Below are 20130 nucleotides of genomic sequence, written 5' to 3' on the forward strand. Positions count from 1 at the left end.
AGTGGTTGAATCGGGCGGTCTCGAAACCCGCTGCGACGCATTTGACGCCTTCCCGCCTCGACGACCGGAACACCGCCAGACACACGTAGTTGCCCGAAGCCCCATCGAGTTAGCCTCGGTGGGGTTCGCCGTGCAGACTGGTCCCTCGTGGACCGGAGTGGCCTCATTTGGTCGCTCATGTCGGCACACTTCCGGCACAGTGCTGCGGCGACATTCGGCCCAGCGGCGCTTCAAGAGGCAGTCGTGCGCGCGGCCAGGCTCTCAAGCAGTGCGGCGCCGCGCGCCAGCGTCAACGCGTGCCTCCGAAGATCCTGCGGGAGCGCGCGCCGGATCTCCACTAGCCACTTAGCCGTCCCGGCTCCTGCCGAGGCGAGCCCCGGACTTGGGACACCGGCAGCCTCCGCGAGCATATCGCCGTGTCGGGACAGCGCGTCAGCGAGCACGTAGCGGTCAGGTGACCGCTTCAGGATCAAGAGGCACTCGGCCAGATGTCGCTCCGCCGTGTGCAGCCTGCCCGCGCGGGCCTCCGTGAGCGAGAGGTTGGCCAATGTCTGCGCCGTCCCGCGGTCGTCGTGCAACCGCCGCTTGATCGCCAGTGAGCGCCGGAAGTTGATTACCGCGTCGGAGTACCGCCCCTCGGCCGCACAGGCCTCCCCGACGTTGTTCAGGATCCTGGCCCTCCACACGCGGATTCCCTCCTTGGCCGTACGCCCTCTCCGCGTACGTGCGAACCGGGCAATCGCCCGCAGGCCTCGCCGGTAATCCACGAGTGCGCTTCTCGCATCCTGATTCGGGCCCTCGATGGCGAGTAGGCCGCGCAGCACGTAAGCCCATGAGAGCGAATCCGCCTCGCGCGGAAGGCGGATCGCGGACTCGCGAAGGGCCGCCGCCAGCAGGCGGGCAGATGGCTCGAATCGCCCCGCCATGCGAAGGCAGTCCACGGCGATGAACGTGGACTTGAGCCGGGTGTGCGGATCGAGCCGGCGGCGGTACCACGCCAGGACCCGCGGCGCGTCCTCGTAGTGCCCCGTCCTCGAGGCGAGATTGAGGAGCGCCGCACAGCGCTGGCCCGCGCGCAATCGCACGACCGGCGCGATCCGGGGGCGGGAGGAGGCGCGCTCGCGGCGGGCCCTCACGCGAAGCAGCGACTCGAGGCTGCCCCGTGCCCAGCGAAAGACCGGCGCGAGCCCCGCCAACGCCCGTGGCGGCTGACCTGCATAACTCAGGAAGCAGATCTCACGGGGCCTCCCCTCGGCGATCGCCTCAAGCACGTCCTGGTCCCTCGCGGAGTAGCCCAGCACGAAGAGGCGCCCGTCCCGGATCGCCCGCCTGAAACTCCGCACCGCTCCCGGCACGGTCCGGGCGAGCCGGAAACTGCGGTTCTGGATCCGTGACGGCCGCAGGACCGACCCGTGCAGGTGCACGACGCGAAGAGCCCGCGCCTGTTCGAAGCAGACATCGAAGTTCGTCGTGAAGACGACGGGGAATAGACCGGCAAGGGCTCTGTGGCAGGCGTTGGGCCGCAAACCAGTCAGCCGTCCGACCATGAGCGAGTCCAGTTCGTCCGAGGCGAACGAGGAGACGTCCTGCAGGAGGCTCTCGGGTAGAAGTCGCCGGTAGGCCTGCGTGTGCATGAGGCTACGAAGCCAGCGCCGCGAGTTGCGATCTGACAACAGTGCCGCGACGCACTCGTCCCTCAGCTTGTCGCCGAGCGGTGCGTTGGTGGGCGCGAGCCTGGATACGCCGGCGCCACAGAGCACCCATCCTCCAGCCTGCATCCGTTCACGGAACGCGCCCAGCGTCATCCTGCGAACTCGTCCACCACCAGACCTGCCATGGGTCATGGTTCTCTCGAGGAGCGAATGATGAGCTGCGAGGACCTTCGCGCGTCACCGCGCGAGCCATTAGTGCTGGCGAGTGCCGTTTGCCCTGACTTCAGCAGTTAAGCTGTTCCACGCCGACTGGAAGTTGAAGGGGGCAACCCGGAGAGGACGAGCAAGGCACTACCGAGCAGACACCCACACCAAATGCGCGTGCTGGCGGCGTCGCGCCTACAAGATGAAGACCCTTAGTATCGCTCCCTGGCGGGCGGTTCTAGCACACAACTGACACAGTCGTCGCCCCGCCTCTCGCCGGCAGTGATAACTTACCCAGAGAGACTGGCCGCAGCTCCAACTCGATGCCGTTGATGATCCATGTCTTCACAAACACCCGAGTGGCACTATCTCGTCGCTTTGCGACAAGCTCTCGCCTTCCCGGCCAGTCCCGCAGCCACTGCTCGTAGTCACTCACGACAAACGCACAATGCTCGATACCAGGCCGCAGGTCGCGAGGCGCTTCCCGCAGTTTGGGTTCGAATACCTCTACCAGCGGCATCTCCCACCCACCGCCGCGCAGCGGACGACGTAGGCGCAGTACGCAGTTCCTTCGCCCGTCGATGCTCTCGCGGCGCACTGGCAGCGCATACGCTCCAACGGTCCGCACGACGTCGTCAAACTCCCGTGCAGACCGCGCCTGCAGTCCGAGATGGTCGCCTGCGAAGCGCGCGCTTGTGAGGTCCACGCCTTCGAGTAACGCGACCGTCAAGGCCAGTCGCATGTACCGTGACGCACACCGCGCCAGAGTCCTCCATGTTGTGATGCCATATATATCCACACCATGCATGTCTACATGATATCGCACACTGGCGCCCTTGTCCCCGACCCACCGAGCCGCGTGTCGTTCCGCCGATGGCTAGACAGGGCGGTAGGCGGCGGCTACACTGCTGGATTGCGCGTAACCGGTCGTCAACTGAACACGTGAGGTCGCCATGGCGCAGTGCCGCATTCTCCTCGTCTGGCCCCCGAAGGTGGAGTACGTCTTCTCAATCCAGAAGCACTTCACCTACTTTGGTGAGACTGCGGCGTTCTTGGGAAGGGAGCCCGATGTCGAAGTCACCGTCCTCGACGGAACGGCCCTTCAGCACTTCGCTTGGGCGTTCATCGAGGCCTATGCGAGCAAGTTCGACTTCGTGCTCGTCTACACTGACCTGCACAACAGCCTCCAGGCCATCCGCGCGGCGCAGGAGTGCAAGCGGATCTCACCGGACTCGCAAGTCGTGTCCTTTGGGGAGGGGACTGCGTTTGCACCACGCACCTACGTTGAGCACGGTTTTGACGCGGCGATCGTTGACGCCATGTACGAGCGCAGTGCCCTTTCCTACATCCGATGGCGTCGGGGAGATCTCGCGGTAGATGGGCTGCACGGCGTCGTGTACGCTGATAACGGAGCGGTGCAGGAGTGCCCGCCTCGGCTGCCGATGACGATCGACGACATCGCGTTCCCTGCGTTGGACCTGCTTCCGGTGGCACGATATGTCGAGATCAGCGGCCGAAATCAACTGTGCTTCACCGTCGCGCGGGGGTGCCCGTATCGCTGCCCGTTTTGCCGCGTCCCAGTCGCTCAGGCCGGAGGTGTGGCGTACCGCGATGCTGAGGCGGTGCTTGACTACATGGAGCAGCAGCGCGCGCGATGGAACTCGATGAAGCTCATCGCCCCGACGTTCACGGCTGATCGGGAGTGGGTGCTAGACTTCTGCAGTCGAGCTGCCGCCCGGCAGTCCGTCGGTAAGTGGATCGTCACGACTCGCCTGGAACGACTTGACCAGGAACTGCTGAGAGCGATGGCACAGGCTGGCTGCATCGCGATAGCCTTCGGGCTGGAGACCCTGGACGTGCGAACCCAAGAGCGTATCGGGAAGCACGTCACCGAGGATGAGCTGAGGAGCCAGGTGGCTCTCATTCACGACGCAGGAATCATTCCCAAGGCGTTCATCATGCTTGGGATTCCAGGGCAGACACGGAGCGAAGTGGAGGCGACGTTTGCCAAGCTTCGTGAGCTCCGGGTCGAGATTCGACCAAAGGAGTACTATCCGTACGAGGTCTTCTCGGCCGCAGCCGACCCGATGGCTCTCTTCGAACGCTTCGACCGACAGGGAGTCTACCGGTCCCCGATGCCTGGTGTGACCGCGGCGCAGTTCGTCTCCTGGCTCCGGGACCGCACGAGTGTCCGCTAGATTGAAGCGGATCGAAGTCGAGGCGGAGAGCGCACTCGCCGGGTTGGGCGCGTTCTGCGAGACGAGTGTGCTGCACTCGACGCACGACGGCCACGCCACGGCTGGCTTCTCGCTGGATCTTGCAGGTGGAACGAGGGGCCGAGTGAGCATCGGCGGGGCCTGCTTGGGGTTGTCGCTGTTCTCCTTCCTCGGCGAGCGCAAGGCGGGGATCGGTGATGCGATCGAGACCTACATCAGGCACCAGTACCTTCCTTGGGGTGGATGGTCGATCACCGCCTTGCGCCGAGACCGTGTTTCGCTTGTCTATACGACGAGCTTCGCCATGCAGGCCTTGGCGCGGTGGAACCGAGATGGTAACCGTGTGCTCCTACGGGATGCTTGGGCCTGGCTTCAGAACGCTCAGAACGCGGATGGAGCGTGGGGGCCGTGCCCCGGTGAAGACAGTCACCTCTACCCCACGTGCGAAGTGCTCTTCACTGCGGCGCTCCTCGGTGATCTGGTGCCACCCGGGGTCGTCAATCGCGCGCTGAAGTGGCTGATGCGGCGCCGAGTGGGACCCTGTTGGACGGACGACTGGCAGCTCCCTTCAGAGTACCTGACTGCTCTTGCGTACCGAGCCGCGACAGCGCATGGGGTCGAGTTCGACGCGAGAGCATCTCGCCAGTGGCTCCTTGAGCGATCACGTGAAGTCGTAGATCGGCGTGAGTGGCGCATGATGATCCCGATCGAGGGAGGTCTGCTTCAGGAGCCGATCTCCGAGTTTCCACGAGCGGCCATCTTCGACGTCCTGTCGCAAGATCGCCACTCATACAACGAAGCTGGCTTCACCGAGCTTGCGCGATCGCTCCTTGGAGCCCGTGACGCCCTGGGGGTATGGCGACACCCCCCAGGTGGTCACGAAGCACCGGCCTTCTTGAACTACCACGTCGCGAGCGGCATCGCTGGGCTTCTGCGGAACAAGGGCGCACTGCATCGTTCGCGCACCGCGGCCCGGTCCGCCGCACCGCTTGGCGATGCGCCGTGGCAGCGGCTCTTGCCGGAGGAGGCACGCGTTCTACGTGAGGAAAGTCTCAACATCTCGTCGTTCCGTGTCGTCGGCTCGTACGCGAGGTGCGACGACGTTGTTCGTCGCCGACTCACCGACGTGACCACGCAGATGCTGGACGCGGTTAAGCGCACAGACAAGTCGCTCGCGAACTACCTGTTCTGGGGTCATCCCGGTCGTGGCAAGAGCTACCTCATCGAGCAAGCGGGGGCATTTGCCTTACGGATTGGAGTCGCTTCCGCCTTCGAGAAGATCGTTCTGCCAGAACTGGATGAGGCGGGACTCTCCCGCCGACTAGCGGAAACCGGTGGCGCGCACACTAGGTCGATCGTCCTGATCGACGAATGCGATGGCAAGCTTCATGAGAAGTGGCCGTTTCCTCTACTGCTGCCCTATCTCGAGGCAAGGCAGAAGGGAGGCGGCAGCCGGGTTGTTGCGCTCGTCGGAAGCTGCGGCGAGAGCATGTCCGCGATGACATCACGGATCACTGAACGCGCGAAGGACGCAAAGGGCCCTGACTTGCTAGACCGCATCCCAGAGGAGAATTGGCATGAGATTCCAGATCCTGATGCCGGAGACCGCGTCGTGATATTCCTGAGCCAGATGCTTGCGGTCGCGGCGGAAGAGGGTCGCCGGGTCACGGAGGTCGAGAAACTCGCACTGCTCTATGTGATGCGACATGCGGGCCTACAAAGTGTTCGACGCCTGACTCAGTGTGCGACCGATGCAGTGCGGCGCGCGGGAAGCAGTCCTATCGTGTGCTACGACCATCTGTTTGAGCCCGGAGACGACACCAACAAGTCATTCTACAATACGCACATCGCTCTCATCCGGACTTTGGGTAGGCCCTGCATGCGAGTGGCTGCAGAGTGAGCCGATTAGGCCAATGTCGGCTGGAGGCTGGCAGTCGTGTTCACAATGAATAGGACTTGCGTGCCCGTGACTATGGCAGCGTGCGGTGGTCAGTAGAGCCTCTTCAGCGTGAATCGGCTCCCCTTCAAACGTCCGACGTAGACAGACTTGAAGCTCCGGTGATGGTCTTGGACGCCCTGCCGTGCCTCCACGATGGCCGCCCGCGAGATCTCGGAGAGAACCGTTTTCACCACGAGAGTGAGCTCCGGCGTCAGATGGCCGTGCCGTTGACGCTTTGTTGCAACGGCTGGGAGCACCTCCTCGTGAAGCTCCGGAATCCGGCAGCCGAGTCGGTCATCCCCGGAGACCAGAGCGCGGGCCGCGCGACGCGTGCTGTCCGCGTGGACAGTCACGTCTGAGAGCGCGGCAGCCACGGGGTCCGCGTACGGGTGGCGCCCGGCTCGCAGGGCGACCATCGGGGCTTCGATGATCGGGGTTCCGTGCACGATGTGGTCGCGCACGCGCTGGGCGAGTTCCTTTCCGAGTGTCTGACGCTCGCGGCGGGTCGTGGGCAGGCGTCGGCCGCGAAGCGACACCCCTAAGCCGGAGACTCCAAGCTGGCGGAGCTCACCGTCCAGCGCGTGGCGAACGTCGCGCAGTTCGGCGCCGGCCATCGCCATCCGTTCGGGAACGACTTGCGCGTGGCTCACGCGCCGGAGGAGAGCACCGCTTCGATCACGGGCTTCGATGTCCCAGCGCTCACTCCTCGACGAGATGTCCACGCAGACCACCGGCCGCCGGAGTTCAAGTGGGAGGACGCGTTCGAGGGCGCGACACAACGCCGCCGCAGTTGTCGGGTCAAGATCGGCCATGTCGCTGGTCCTCCATACCGCCCAGTCCGCGGTCTGGGTTGGCCCGGGCGCATGTGGGCTCGACACTAGTGAAGACTTGCGGAGCTCACGAGCGAATCGACCGTGAGCGCAATCACTTCCGTTCCAGATGGCCCGTTCGCTGGTTCACCGAGAAGCCGAGCGAGCGCAGCGTTGCGAGCACCTCGCTTAGGTGAAGCGACTCGAGGTCGATGTCCCGCCGCACAGCCGCGCGAATCACGTGAAGGTACGCGGTGCTCGGCGTGCGCAGGTCCTTCGCTCCAGCGGCGCTGAGGATCTCGGCGATCGTCTCGCGCGCCGAACTGACCCGCTTCGCTCGTGGGTGGATGGCCTTCATGTCCTTACGGAGCGTGATCACTAGGTCGGCTGTCACGACGTGCTCAGTTCCGCTGGCGAGTCCCTTGACCGAGCGCTGGCCCTTGTCGAGAAGGGCCGTCTCGTCGGGTTCGATCGCGAACCCGCTGGTCCGGATGGCGCGCTGCAGCATGGCCCAGACCTCGCCGCGGCTGTTCGAGAAGACGATTGAAACCGCTCCGCCTGGCTTCAGTACTCGTGCGCACTCGCGGAGTGCGCCTGTGAGGAGCTCTTCATAGGCCCTCGCCGACTGCACGTGCTTGGAGCGCTCGGTCTGGACCACCGCTTCCTTCCGTGGATCGGTGACTTCCCCAAGCCAGGCTTCCTGAAAGAGGCTCATGTCGCTGTAGAAGAGGTTGCTGCCGAAAGGCGGATCGGTGAACACGTAGTCGATGGATCCGTCTGGCAGGTGCATCAATGCATCGGCGGACGCTGTCGTGTATCGGACACGTGAGGGGCGGTTGAAGAGCGTGTCCGCACCGGATTCCTCGAGCAGGTGTTCTTGGGCGCGGAGCGCTGCCGAGACCTTCCGCTCGAAGAGCTCGAAGATGTTCCACTCGTAGAAGACCGGCGCGATGTAGTAGGTCTGGTTCTGCGCGTTGAGCGGCCGCTTCGGGTGCCACTGGTAGCGCTTCGACGCCCGCGGCAGGATGGCCGTGAACGCAAAGAGGAGCTTGCCGCGCAGGCCCTCGTCCTCGACCGCCAGGATCGCTTGATGGAGGGCGGTCAAGGCCACAGCGTTGCGGGGGGAGAAGAAGCTGGCCGTGGAGGTGTTGCCGTGCCGGCCGAGCGCAGAGCGCCGGTACATCTCCCGGTCCTCCTCAATCGGCAGGTTCGGGGTGAGCTTGCGCAGGGGGCTGCGTGCGGCGCTGGCGCCGAGGCGCAGGTCTTCCGGCGCGAGAGGACGCGGCTCCTTGTTGCCGCACGCAGTGCAGGTCACGTACATGAGCACCGGCCGCTCATCGATTCGCTGTGCGCGACGCTTGTCGAATCGAACGTGGCAGGCCGGGCACCTACCACCGCTTTGCCATCGGTTGGCCGCTAGCAAGTCGTAGTACGGAACCTCGGCCTGGCAGGCCGGGCAGGCGTAGACGAACGACCAGACGATCTTCCCAAAGGGAGACTGCTGCCCGCATGCGGCACAGGCGGCCAAGTAGTACTTCCCCGTCTTCGCCTCGGCTTGCTCCACCACTCTGGCGGCCGCGCGCCGAAAGCCCGCCGGATCGACGATGTTCAGAAGGTTCCGGCCGATGTGCTGCCCTAAGACGCTGATGTCACTCAACTCGGCGTTCCGGCCCAGGATGTGGGCCGCCACACCAGTCATACCCGATCCAGCGAAGGGATCGAGGACCGTATCCCCGGGCCCCGTGTGGCGCTCGAGGAACGGCCGGATAGCGGCTTCGGGAACCTTGGTCAGGTAGCCGTGGGCGTTGTAGATCGGGTCCGTGCGTGGCGCGACGATGAGGTTCATAGTGTCTTGCTGCCCAAGTGGTTAGGTTGAACGTGCGGGGGCAGATGTGTAACTTATAGTCTGTAGACGTATGTGTGTCAAGCACCTACCGTGCAACCATGCCGCGAAGCCCCCTGCCGCGATCGGGTTCCCCTACCACCCCGCAAGTCCTTGTTGGCCACAATATCCGCCGCCTGCGCGTTAGCGCCGGGCTGTCACAGGAATCCTTGGCTTCGCTGGCCGGACTCCACCGGACCTATCTGAGTTCCATCGAGCGGGGTGAGCGGAACCTCACTGTGGCCAACATCTACCGCATTGCCGCGGCCCTCGGCGTCGACGCCAGGGATCTCTTGGCGCCGATCGGGCGGAAGGAGACGCGGTAGTGGCGCTGAAGGCCAGCGAGAGCTTCATCCGCTACGTCACGATGGGCGCGGCCAGCGCTCACCGGGCCGTCGAGCTTCTCAACCAGCGCGGCCACGACGTCCGCGAGCTCGAGCGCTACGCCACCTGCAACAAGATCTGGCAGACGAAGATCAAGCGCCTGCGCATGCCGGACCTCTCTTGCCTGCGTTGCGGTCGGCGGTTCGAAGTTCGCGCGAAGACGAAGCTCGAAATCAAGATGAGCGACAGCCCGACCGTGGCCGGTCGCGAGTGGGATGCCGGGCTCCGCGACGAGGACGTGGTCATCTTCGTGCGCTGTGACGGCCAAGCCACGCCGCCAACTCCCGCCGAGCAGATCGCTGGCTTCGAGGTGGGGCAGCTGCGGGCCTGCGTCGACCGTTCGCGGCTCGGACCTCCGAAATCAGCGGGAGAAGGGGCCGAGCGAGATCGGACATGGCCCGCGATTGTCCCTTCCTCGAGCGGCCATGTGCTGTTCGTCGGGGACGAGAAGATCTCTCTCCGGCTCGACACTGGCCGACAACAGACGTTCCAGTTGCGTCGTCGTGGGGCTGAGCTGCTGACTCCCTACGTCGGTGTCGGCGAGCGCATCCAAGGCGAGGTGCAGTTCCTAGCCGGCGCCCCGGCTCGACCAGCGTCGCTTGATTGCAGCGGCGGCGCCTGGGATCCCGTGCGCGGGCTGACCGAGAACGACACCATGAATCGCTTCTCGGCCGTCAAGGCGGCCGGACTTCTGCAGCGAGCCGATGCGGCCGACGCATTGCTTACCATCGCCCACACCGATCCCGATCAGCGCGTTCGACTGGAAGCCGCTGGCAGCTTGCTGCGGTTGAGTCATCCGGGTGCTGCCGATGCAGTGCTGGTGCATTTCGATGCGCCCGAGCGGCCCGACCTCCGCATGGAGAGTGTGCTGCTCGTTGGCGAGGTACGCACGACGGCCGCCAAGAGCCTGCTCGAAACGATGCTGGGCCGACTAGTGGTGGGCACCGAGGAGGAGCTTCGTGCCGCGATTATCTGGTCCCTCGGCCTGTGCGGAGCCGGCGATGTGATTGTTCCGTACCTCAGCGATCCTTCCGACAGCGTGGCCGGACACGCTGCCGTCGCGCTTGGTGCACCGCTGTCCTCCTCGATTCGCGCTCGGCTGATCGCTGTTCTGGCCTCCGGCGATACGCGTGCCGTGGCCAGTGCTGCTTGGGTGCTGACCCGTGACGGAACGGACGTGGTCGGGCCGCTGTTGGAAGCCAGCCAGGATCCCACCGTGCGGGGCTGGGTCGTCTCCATTCTGGGCCGTCGCTCTCCCGCGGAGATCAGCCCGCGCCTCGAGGCGTACCCCGAGATAGGTCAACTCGTCGCTCCTTGGTGGAACCTTTGGCCAGGCAGCAACTGGTCGTCGGCTCCTGAAGGTGTGCGGGTACTGCAGGACTTGGCTCAGCAAGAGATCTTTCAGGCCATCTGAGCACCACCAATGCGTCTTGCTCCACGAGGCCCGTCGGCCTCGTCGACGAACTGCGGCCGTGCTATCATGCGTCCAGTATGCCATTTAGGCCGCCTCGCCCTCATCACACCACTGCTCAGTTTCCGTCTTCGAGGGTCTTGGAGTCGGCGCGCCTCGTGGGCACATGGGCATTTCTCCAAGGAGGGCGAAGTCGATGAGCAGCAGCTGGTCCACCAAACGCTTCCCCGTCGCAAGCCTTCACTTGGACAAGAAGAACCCTCGGCTCGGCCGCGAGACGCTTGCGAGCGCTCCCCGCGAGATCATTCAGTACCTGTTTGACCACGACAAAGCACTCGAGGTGGCTGACAGCATAGCGACTCGGGGGTTCTTTCCGAACGAGCCCTTGCTTGCGGTCAAAGAGGACGGTCGGCTGGTGGTCGTCGAGGGCAATCGACGGCTTGCGGCCCTGAAGGCGCTTCGCGAACCGGGACTTCTCACCGGGTCCTCGTCTCGCCAGGTTGAACGTGTCGCTCGCAAGCTTACCGATCCGCAGTCCATCCTTACCGTGCCGGTCACGATTGCCCCCAACCGGCGCGCAACAGATCGGCAGATTGCAGGGCGACACATCGGAACGCCGGTGCTTGCGTGGCAAGCTGAGAACCGGGCGAGCTTTATTCTCGACAAGCTTGAGGAGGGGTACTCGAACGATCAGCTCAAGGACGAACTCGGCTTTACGTCCTCAGACATACAGAACGCGCGACAGACGAGGGCGATCGCGGAGATGGCGCGGTCGCTCGAACTCTCCGACGAAGTCAAAGCCAAGCTTGAGAGTCCGAGGGCCAAGGTCTTCACCACACTTGAACGTGTCTTCGACTCCTCCGTCGGCCGGGAGTACTTGCGCGTGCAGCCCGATCTGGATCATGGGATTCGGGGGACGACGTCAAGGTCGGAGTTCCAGCGCGCGTTCACGAGGTTGGTGACAGACGTTGCGCTTGGTAAGCAATCGTCACGCACACTCAATAGCGCCGACAACATCCGCGACTACTTTGAGTCGTGGAAGCCGGGTGAACTGCCGGCGGCAAAGCAGGGGGCCTTTGTTCCCGCAGATATCATTCAGGGTCGCTCAGTCGCTTCCTCGCCGAGACGAACCGCCGCCGCCACTCCGACGAGTCGCACGAAGCAAGTAACCCCCTATGTATTGCCGCGTGACCTGCGCGTGCGAATCAACAATCCCCGTCTGATCGACATCCGCAGCGAGCTCGTCAAGCTCGATCGGAGCAAGTTCCCCAACGCCGGGGCGGTGCTCCTGCGCGTGTTCCTCGAGCTATCGGTCACGGACTACTTGAAGCGCACTGGCGAAATGGACTCGCTGGTCAAGAGGCTTCGGGAGATGAACGCTCTGCGGTACGGCACTCCAACGATGAAGCAAATGCTCCCGGAGATCATCCGAATCGCCAAGGCAAAGCTCCCGGCAGGAGAGGCGCTGAAGGTCGAAAAGGCACTCACCTACAACCCGGCCGCGGCATTCTCCATCAGCGAGCTCCATTCGTTCGTGCACGACACCGACGTGCCGAGCGAGCGCGATATCTGGCAGTTCTGGATGCGAACACAGGCGCTATTCAGGCTCATGCTCGAAGACGACGTAAAGAGCGCGAAGCCGTGAAGACGAGTAGCCCCCTACGATATCCAGGCGGCAAGTCAGCGATGGCCGGCCTCCTAGGTGGGATCCGCCGACTCAATGGTCTGGGGGCGCTATCCCTTGCCGAGCCTTTTGGCGGCGGCGCGGGTGCTTCCCTGACCCTCCTCTATCAAGAGGAAACGCCGGAGATCTTCATCAACGACGCTGACGACTCGATCCACGCATTCTGGTGGTCAGTTCTGAATCGCCCTCGCGAGTTCCAGCAGACGCTCAAGAGCACTCGCGTCAACATGACCGAGTGGCGAAGACAGCGCATCATCTACCGACAAGCGACGCGGCAGTCCCGGCTGCGTAAGGGCTTCGCAACCTTCTACCTGAACAGATGCAACCGGTCCGGGATCATCGCGAACGGCGGTCCGATCGGTGGGATTGACCAAGCCGGACCCTGGCGACTATCGGCACGGTACAACAAGGACACGCTGCTCGATCGCTGTAAGAAGCTCGTCGAGTACCGAAGTCGCATCCATGTATCCGGCCTGGATGGTCTAGAGTTCCTATCTCGGCTCGACCAATCATCTACGATGCTGTTCATCGATCCGCCGTACTACGAGAAGGGGAGGACTCTCTACCTGAACGCGCTCAGTGACGCCTACCATGAGTCACTGGCGCAATGGCTCAAGAGTAGGAAGAACGTGGCGTGGGTCGTGACATACGACGACTGCGACGCGATCCGTCGTCTCTATCGCGGCTGGGCTACCGTCCGGCCTTTCTCGTTGAGGTACACGGCGACGGAGCGTCGTAGCGGTCGGGAGCTACTCATCACGCCGAAGTGGCTTCGCCTTCCGCGTAAGCAGGCATCGGAAACGATCGCTTGGTGAACGGCGCCTTGGTGGCGCGGCCATTCACTCGGCCGTGTCCTCGCCAAGCTCCGGCCGACGTCGTTTCTGTCGTACACCGGCCTTGGGCAACTCACGAGATTGTTCGACGCCGTGGCGGCCGAGGTGCCGGAGCTGCCACAGGTGCGAGCGTCCGTGCAGACGATCGACCTGCTCCGGACCACGTGGATCACGCGAGGGCCGACCATGTGGCCGGTGGAACGGCGAGGCTCCCGGGGATCTTCGAGGACTGCTTGAGAATCGTTCGACGACTCTAGCTGTCATCAGGAACTCCGCCCTCGGCCTTTACGGCGCCAGCCGGGCTGCTATTCTTCGCTCATCACCAACCCACATCATGCGCCCATTGCTTTCGAGAGCGACACGAAGGACCTGATCCATGCGTGACAAGCCCTACTATTCCGTCAGAACAGGGAAGAACCTCAGCGGTGGAGCGCTTGACTTGCCGACCACACTCCGCGTGTTCGGCGGCATCCACCAGACACTCGAAGATGAGGGCTACTTCCAGGAGGCCCTCGGCTACGAGTGTGTGGACGCGGGTTCAGTTCCAGGGACTGTGGGCAAGGATGTCGAAGGCTACGTACTCCTTGAATTGCGGAAGTCGGATCTCTTGCCTGTCCGCACCCAGGTCGACCACTACCGCGAGGATGACCTCTTCGACGTGGTCGAGTTCCTCTACGAGCACGTTTCCAAGCCGGTTGATCGGCACTACCACTCCTTCAATGACTGCGGCTGGCACTGCACCTCGTTCGACCGCAGCGAGGGGCGGGCCGAGTTTCGAGAGAAGATGAATCGGATCCTCAGGCGTTACGCCGACGGTTTCGAGCTCTCGGTCGACGGGGAGGTGCTTGGACTTCCCGATGCAGGATTCGAGGCGCTCATGGAAGCTGCACTCCCGGTCGCTGACCCCGAGAACATCGAGGCGCGTGTGGACGCGGCGCGCAGAAGGTTCCGCCGATACAAGGCGTCGCTGGATGAGCGACGTGACGCAATCCGAGACCTCGCCGACGTACTCGAGTACTTGCGACCGAAGCTGAAGGGTATTCTCGCCTCAAGGGACGAGAATGATCTGTTCAACCTCGCAAACAACTTCGGCGTGCGCCACCACAATGCCCTGCAGAAGGTCGGGTACGACCGTGCCATCTGGTACAGTTGGCTCTTCTACTACTACCTCGCCACGATCCACGCTGTTGTGAGGCTCATTCGGAAGAAAGAGGAAACGGACGGCAGGGTGTAGCGAGCTTCGGTCGATCGAGCAGTAGCGCGCACACCTATAGTGCTTCAACTGCCGCGAGGAGCCGCTTCACCTCATCATGGTAGTAGGCGACGTCTTCGGAGATCGGGCACATCAGATGGAATGTCCCCGTATTGTGCAAACCACCAAGCCGACTGATTCCTGAATGCAGGTCTTGCAGCGCATCGATCAGCTCGGGTGGCACGGTCCGGATCTTCTTCAGCCCAGCCCAATCGGTGTGGAGAGCTTCGGGATCGAAGAGCGTCCGCACGCCATGCAGGATGCGCTTGTCGATCAAGACCTCAATCGCACGCCGGGTCAGGAGAAAGCATAGCTCGACCGAATGCTGGTCCAGCGAGCCTGTTCCCAGCATCGCTTGAACGCGATCGAGCAGGTCATTCGCGGTGTCCTTCACGGAGTAAGGGGACACGATGCCGGAGGTGCCCTTGAACGACTCCACCATGTAGTACATAGGGCCACGGCCCGCCATGCCCCTGAACTGCGGGTGGTTCTTGGCGGCTTCGACCAGGCACTGGAAGACATGCTTGTTGTGTGTAAACACAATCACCTGACGGTATTCGGTCTCATCGAGGACCCTATCGGCGACTTGCGCAATGCGCTCCGTGTCCATGCTGCTGAAGGGATCATCGACGAGGAGCACCTCACCCGTGCCACGGTGAGAAAGTTCGGACAAGCAATCAGCGAGCGCCCAGGTAGCAAGTTCGCTCTCGCTGAGGGTCTTGCGAGGTTCTCGCCCATGGACCGCGTAGCGCCTCTCCGTCACGCCCGATGGCGAGGCGGCTTTGAGCCGGAGAGGAAGACGCAGGCGGAGGCGTGAACACTCTGAATCGAAGCGTTCCCTGAAGGCAGCGAGGCCAAGGGCATTCATTGCCTCGGTCCTCGCGGTACTCCAGCCGCGTTTCTGAGTTTCCACCTCCGCCAGGGCTGTGCGAACGGATTCTAGGATCGCCTTCAGCCCCGAAAGTTGAACGAGCTTCTCCGTGTTCTCCTTTGCGAAGCACCGACGCTCGGCCGTCGTTAATAACGGCGCCAGCTTCGCTCGGGCCGCAGAACGCGATTCAGGTGTGGCAAGTGAGGCCAGGGTCTGGCGCTCGCCCTCGAGTTCTCGGGCTACGTCAGCTTTGCTGGAGTCAATGCGTTCACGAGATGGAAGCTCATTTGGCCACGTTGCTTCCTCGATGAGTGCAGGATCTAGCCCAAGGCGGTCAGACAATGAGCGAAGGGCCCCATGCGCTTCGTCGATCTGGGTTGCCAGGGCTGACATGCGCGTGGTGCGAGCGCCACCGACCTCCTGTCGAACACTCTTCAAGAACGCGACCGCCGCCTCGGAGAGACTCTGGCCGCAGTAGATGCAGCTGTCTGAGCCGCTTGGGTAGTCTGCCGACCGCTCCGCGGTGATGACGGACTCGCCTGCCACAACGAGGGCCCGCCACGCCGAGGTGTCCTTGAGTTCAAGCGGCCGCGCATCGAGCAATCCGCGAAGGCCCGCCCGTTCAGCCTGCCTGAGGTCGTCCAACTCCTTCGATGCTGCCGTGAGAGCCGCACCGCTGTGCGTCTCATCGCCAAGCAGCGCCAAGGACTTCGATTCGGCTTCGAGTTCCATGATGCGCTTTCGCGCAGTGGTAGCAGACGCCTCGGCCTGATCGAGGCGGGTTAGCTGTTGTTTGAGTTCGTCCCGCTGCTTTGCGAGTGCCAGCGCATCCACGGTCGCGACGTCTCCGATGTCGGCGACAGCAGCTTCTGCTCGTGGCACGTCCTCAAGATCGAACAGCGCGTCGCGTCCAGCCGTGGCGGCTGTTCGGACTGCAGCGAGGCCGCCTTCAAATGATCGTAGTGCAGCCGTTCCGACATCGAATAGGTCCAGCCCCAAGTGCTGGGGGGCCTCAAGCGTGAGCTGCACGCCGTACTTGTCGACGGTATCCTTATCGAAGAGTCGAAGTGCTACGGGTGTCGCTGGGGCAGCATCCGATGACCATGAGGCGTCGTCGCCGCCTGCGAAGTTGATTGGATTCGCGCGCACGTCAGCGAGCCGGCAGATGCGGAACTTCGCCTGACGAGTCAAGGCGAAGCGGTCCTGCTTCGGATCTTCGTTTGCGCGGCCGGGAACGTCGCCATGCTCGATGGCGCTGCCAAGGACGGCCATTGCGCTGGCGAGGCTGGACTTTCCGGAGCCGTTCCTGCCGTAGAAGACGGTCAGCCAGGGCGAGAGGGGAATCGCCTCCGGGTAGTCGCCGAGGGCGCGGATGTTGTCGCATGCGACGATCTGGAGGATGCAGTTCGGCGCGCCGCTGGGAACAGCAGTCGAGGGTCTGGTCGTGCTGACAGGCGAAAGCGTTGGCTGTGCAAGCCCGAGCTTCGCCAATGGCACAGTCGCGCACCAATGGTCAAATGCCTTCTGGTGTGCAGGTGCGCCGTCTCGCACAGCGTCTGCGAGCACGGCTGGCCAGGTGCCATTCTTCGTCTTGGGGATGTAGTCCTTGGCCTCTTTGTTGGGTTGTGGCGCGTCAACTGTCATGCTGGAAGCACACCACCAATCGTCTCGTCTGTCCAGAGGCGCTGTCGTTCGGGAAGCTCGAGGAATCCGCGTGAGGCAATCGCCACTCACGGGCCTGAGCTCGTCGCCGGAGAGACTGCCGCTATAGCGCTAGTCCGTCTCCCTATCCAACTTCCGCGCATCGTGGCACAATAGCCTTCTCGCGGCTTCTCCTCGCCCACCGGGTGAGCGTCCCGGTCCTCCGTAGCTTCTCTTCCGTCGGGTCGATCTCCGCGAAGATCGGCGGAATCTGGAAGTCGTGCGCCTCGATCCAAGTTCGCAATCGCTCCACCACGGTGCACCAAGAGCGAGTGAGTCCTGCGTTCTCGAAGAACGACCAGGGTTCGTTCGCTTTGTAGAGCGCTTTTCGGTCCCGGACGGTCGGGTTCGCGCAGATGGCGTGGAAGATCTGCCGGCGGCGAACCGCGTCCCCTTCCCGGAAGGCCTGCAGGAGCGAAGCGCTGAAGTTCAGCGCGCCTTCGACGCGCTTCAGGAGTTGCTCCGGCGTCGGGGCGGGCTGGTCGAGCCGGAGGCGCAGCGTGGCCTGACGGTCCAGCAAGCCGAGGCGCCGGCGCTCAAACGTCGCGTCATCGACCTGACCGCGGAGCTTCAGGGTCAGGAGCGCGTCGGATTCCCGGACCGCATCGGCAAGGGATTTCTCCATCTCGCTGCGCTGGGCGGTGCGTTCATTGATCGTGGCGTCGAGCTTGGGTCGGATGTTGTCCTTGATCCAGTCGAGTGCAGCCGGCGGGAGCGTCAGCCGCCGCAGGTCGGCTTCCAACTGTCGCTCGAGTGCGGCTTCCGGCAGGCACGGGTTCGGGCACGGTTCCCCACCCGTGCGTCCCCGGCAGCGGTAGTAGACGAAGCGCCTCCCCGAGCGCTTGACGTGCTCTTCCGGATTGAGCTTTCGACCACACAGGCCGCAGGTGAGCAGGCCCGCGTACGCGAAGACGTGGTGGACGAAGTGCGTCCGGGTCGGGCGGCCGAGGATCGCCTGCGCCTGTTCGAACTCCTCGGGCGTCACCATCGGCGGGTGAGCTCCGCGGTACGCCTCCCCGTTCCTCAACCGAATCAGGCCCATGTAGTAAGGGTTGGCGAAGAGCTTGAAGACCGCCTGGAAGCAGAGCGGCTTACCGCCGAGGCGAGCGGTCTTGCGAGTGCGGAGGCCGTGATCCTCGGCCCAGCGGGCGATCTCCATCGGGTTCATCCGGCGGGAGAGGAGCCGATCCCACATCTCGCGGACGATCGGGAACCGGTCCGGGTCCTTCACGACCACCGTCGTCGACTTGGAGCGGTCCTCGCGGTAGCCGATCGGCGGGCGGAAGTTGGGCCAGCCCTGCTGGAAGCGGGCTCGGTTGCCGCGCCGGACGTTCGCGCGGAGGTCATCGATGAACTTGGTCGCGATGCCAAGCTCGAAGTTTCCGAGGAAGCGGTCGTTCCCATCGGCGGTGTACTCGCGCTCGGGAGTGATGACGCGCGTGAGCTTGCCGTCGGCTAGCGCCTGAAGGACGGTGCCGTGGTCGAAGTGGTTCCGGGCGAGGCGGTCCATCTTCCAGCACAGCACGCCCGCGATCTCGCCCTTCAGGACCCGCTTCATGAGCGAGCCGAAGATGGGCCGACCGGGCGCCTTGGCCGAGCGGGCCTCGGTCAGGACTTCCCGGACATCGAGCCCGCGGCGCAGCGCCAGGACCTGGAGTTCCTGGACCTGAGAGTCGATCGAGAGGACTTGGCGGTCGTCAGACTCCGTGGACTTGCGGGCGTAGATGACGTGGGTGGACATGTGGCGGTGAGGTTGCCATTCAGCAATTCCTCAAGACGGCGCTCCGGTCAAGAGCGAGGATGCGCGAACTCTGCGAACGACTCGCCGGCCGCCGGCATCGCGCCGTGTCCCTGCAGGAGCATCTCGACGAGCGCGAGCAGGGCGATTGCGCGGCCCCATGCTTCGGGCAGCGACAGGCTGACGCCGCATTCGCGCTCGAGAATCGTCTGGAAGCGGCGCACCTCGGCTTCGCTCAGGCCGGCGCCAAAACGCCTGACCAGGGGCGGTTCAGGTGCGTGATCGAAGGCGACGGAATCGGCCATGCCCTCAGCATGGCCGCTTGATCGCCCCATGTGCAGGGGGTGGGAAGCACGGAACCACGGCAGCCCTGTGGACGGGCGCGCACGTCTCCCGACCGCCTGGGCATCGTCGCCGGAGCGTGTACGGTCTGAACATGCTGTCGGAGGCGCAGGCGCGTGAAGTCGAAGCCGTGCTCCGCGAGTTCTGTCGCGGCGAGCCGCCGCCCCACGTACGGCCGGAACTCGAGTACGCCGTGCGCATCGAGGGCAACGCTGTGACGCTCGTCGAGCTGCGTTCGGCCTTCCGTGCCGAGATCGACCGCACCGAGTCTCCGGTGGCGAGATTCCGCTTCATAGCCAAGTACGAGCTCTGGCAACTCTACTACCGGGACCGAAACATCCGGTGGCATCGCTACCCTCCGGCGAGGCCCGTGAAGCGACTCGCCGTACTGTTCGCCGAAGTCCGCCGCGATCCGACCGGGATCTTCTGGGGGTAGCAGGCGGGTATGAAGACGAGTCGGCCGTTCGCACCGGGATCGACCATGCGGCTTGGACGGAATCACAAGTCGCGGTAGGGTAGGGCCTCAGGCAGAAGGTCCTCGCATTCTCGTGCTGGGTCCCTACCCGGAGGTTGGCCGTGAAGCTCTATGCAGCGGTCCTCGCCTCGATCATGCTGACCTCGGCCGCTGCGCATGCCGTCCCGATGCCGCAGCCCACGCCTATGAGCCGGACGGTCTTCACGGGCTCGGCAGCGGTCGAAGCGCTCAGCTCGACGTACTACGAGGTGAGCATCGACTCGGACCGAATGACCTCGCCCACGCTCTCCGGTCGGTTGACGGCCATGGGCGGCTCGGGCAATGACATCGTCGTGCTGGTCATGTCGGATGCGGACTTCATGAACTGGAAGAACGGGCATGAGGTCCGACCCCTCTTCAACTCCGGGCAGGTGACGGTGGCCGATCTTGATGTGGCCTTGCCCGGTCCGGGAAGCTACCGGTTGGTGTTGTCGAATCTGTTCTCCTCCATGACCCCGAAGACTGTGTCCGGGCAGGTGCGTTTGCGCTGGGTGCAGGCCCCTTCGCCGGAGGAGGTCGCGGCCGCCAAGGCGGCCAACAAGGCGGAGCTTGAACGGGCGCAGCGGGATGAATCGAACACGTTGCTCATCGGGCTGCTGGTGGTGCTCGTGCTCGGCGGCCTCATCGGCGGGCTGATCGTCTGGATGGTGGCCGCTCGGAAGACTCAGCACCCCGCTCCGCCGCAGCAGTGATCGCGG

General features: G+C 63.9%; 16 protein-coding genes. 9 read left to right on the top strand and 7 right to left on the bottom strand.

Annotation, left to right across the window (positions count from 1 at the left end; translation table 11 throughout):
- Positions 1-230 precede the first annotated feature (230 nt).
- Together IT347_11460 and IT347_11465 are read right to left on the bottom strand one after the other, a co-directional pair.
- Positions 231-1805, bottom strand: coding sequence for a tetratricopeptide repeat protein (locus IT347_11460; GenBank protein MCC6350192.1), 1575 nt, complete (start codon positions 1803-1805; stop codon positions 231-233).
- Between the two features lie 289 nt (positions 1806-2094).
- Positions 2095-2598 (bottom strand): VOC family protein, encoded by a 504-nt coding sequence (locus IT347_11465; protein ID MCC6350193.1) that lies wholly within the window; start codon positions 2596-2598, stop codon positions 2095-2097.
- Positions 2599-2809: 211 nt separating this feature from the next.
- On the opposite strand from IT347_11465, the gene IT347_11470 reads away from it, so the two are divergent.
- Both IT347_11470 and IT347_11475 read left to right on the top strand, forming a co-directional pair.
- Entirely contained in the window at positions 2810-4054 is a 1245-nt protein-coding gene (locus IT347_11470) for a radical SAM protein (protein ID MCC6350194.1), read from the top strand.
- A gap of 1 nt (position 4055) precedes the next feature.
- Positions 4056-5972 (top strand): hypothetical protein, encoded by a 1917-nt coding sequence (locus IT347_11475; GenBank protein ID MCC6350195.1) that lies wholly within the window; start codon positions 4056-4058, stop codon positions 5970-5972.
- Positions 5973-6061: 89 nt separating this feature from the next.
- On the opposite strand, the gene IT347_11480 is transcribed toward IT347_11475, so the two are convergent.
- Positions 6062-6823 (bottom strand): hypothetical protein, encoded by a 762-nt coding sequence (locus IT347_11480; protein MCC6350196.1) that lies wholly within the window; start codon positions 6821-6823, stop codon positions 6062-6064.
- Between the two features lie 112 nt (positions 6824-6935).
- A complete protein-coding gene (locus IT347_11485; protein MCC6350197.1) occupies positions 6936-8666 on the bottom strand; it encodes a DNA methylase in 1731 nt (576 codons plus the stop codon).
- Positions 8667-8764: 98 nt separating this feature from the next.
- On the opposite strand from IT347_11485, the gene IT347_11490 reads away from it, so the two are divergent.
- From IT347_11490 to IT347_11510, 5 genes are all read left to right on the top strand, one after another.
- The gene (locus IT347_11490; protein MCC6350198.1) at positions 8765-9028 is read left to right on the top strand and encodes a helix-turn-helix transcriptional regulator; all 264 of its coding nucleotides are present in this window, start codon (positions 8765-8767) and stop codon (positions 9026-9028) included.
- On the top strand, positions 9028-10500 hold the full coding sequence (locus tag IT347_11495; GenBank protein ID MCC6350199.1) for a HEAT repeat domain-containing protein: 1473 nt from the start codon (positions 9028-9030) through the stop codon (positions 10498-10500). Before IT347_11490 ends, IT347_11495 begins: the two co-directional genes overlap by 1 nt.
- Positions 10501-10693: 193 nt before the next feature.
- A complete protein-coding gene (locus tag IT347_11500; protein ID MCC6350200.1) occupies positions 10694-12142 on the top strand; it encodes a hypothetical protein in 1449 nt (482 codons plus the stop codon).
- Positions 12143-12183: 41 nt separating this feature from the next.
- A complete protein-coding gene (locus tag IT347_11505; protein ID MCC6350201.1) occupies positions 12184-12996 on the top strand; it encodes a DNA adenine methylase in 813 nt (270 codons plus the stop codon).
- A gap of 394 nt (positions 12997-13390) precedes the next feature.
- Positions 13391-14248, top strand: coding sequence for a hypothetical protein (locus tag IT347_11510; protein MCC6350202.1), 858 nt, complete (start codon positions 13391-13393; stop codon positions 14246-14248).
- A 34-nt stretch (positions 14249-14282) separates the two neighbouring features.
- Here the strand turns inward: IT347_11510 and IT347_11515 are convergent, their stop codons facing one another.
- The 3 genes from IT347_11515 to IT347_11525 all read right to left on the bottom strand — a co-directional run bounded on the left by IT347_11515 (position 14283) and on the right by IT347_11525 (position 18881).
- Entirely contained in the window at positions 14283-16781 is a 2499-nt protein-coding gene (locus IT347_11515) for a hypothetical protein (GenBank protein ID MCC6350203.1), read from the bottom strand.
- 142 nt (positions 16782-16923) lie between these two features.
- The gene (locus tag IT347_11520) at positions 16924-18579 is read right to left on the bottom strand and encodes a recombinase family protein (GenBank protein MCC6350204.1); all 1656 of its coding nucleotides are present in this window, start codon (positions 18577-18579) and stop codon (positions 16924-16926) included.
- 47 nt (positions 18580-18626) lie between these two features.
- A complete protein-coding gene (locus IT347_11525) occupies positions 18627-18881 on the bottom strand; it encodes a hypothetical protein (GenBank protein ID MCC6350205.1) in 255 nt (84 codons plus the stop codon).
- Between the two features lie 116 nt (positions 18882-18997).
- On the opposite strand from IT347_11525, the gene IT347_11530 reads away from it, so the two are divergent.
- Both IT347_11530 and IT347_11535 read left to right on the top strand, forming a co-directional pair.
- A complete protein-coding gene (locus IT347_11530) occupies positions 18998-19354 on the top strand; it encodes a DUF3024 domain-containing protein (protein MCC6350206.1) in 357 nt (118 codons plus the stop codon).
- A 140-nt stretch (positions 19355-19494) separates the two neighbouring features.
- Positions 19495-20124: a hypothetical protein gene (locus tag IT347_11535; GenBank protein ID MCC6350207.1), complete on the top strand. Its 630-nt coding sequence runs from the start codon at positions 19495-19497 to the stop codon at positions 20122-20124.
- The last annotated feature ends 6 nt before the right edge of the window (positions 20125-20130 follow it).

The organism is Candidatus Eisenbacteria bacterium, assembly GCA_020847735.1.
GTDB lineage: Bacteria > Eisenbacteria > RBG-16-71-46 > RBG-16-71-46 > RBG-16-71-46 > CAIXRL01.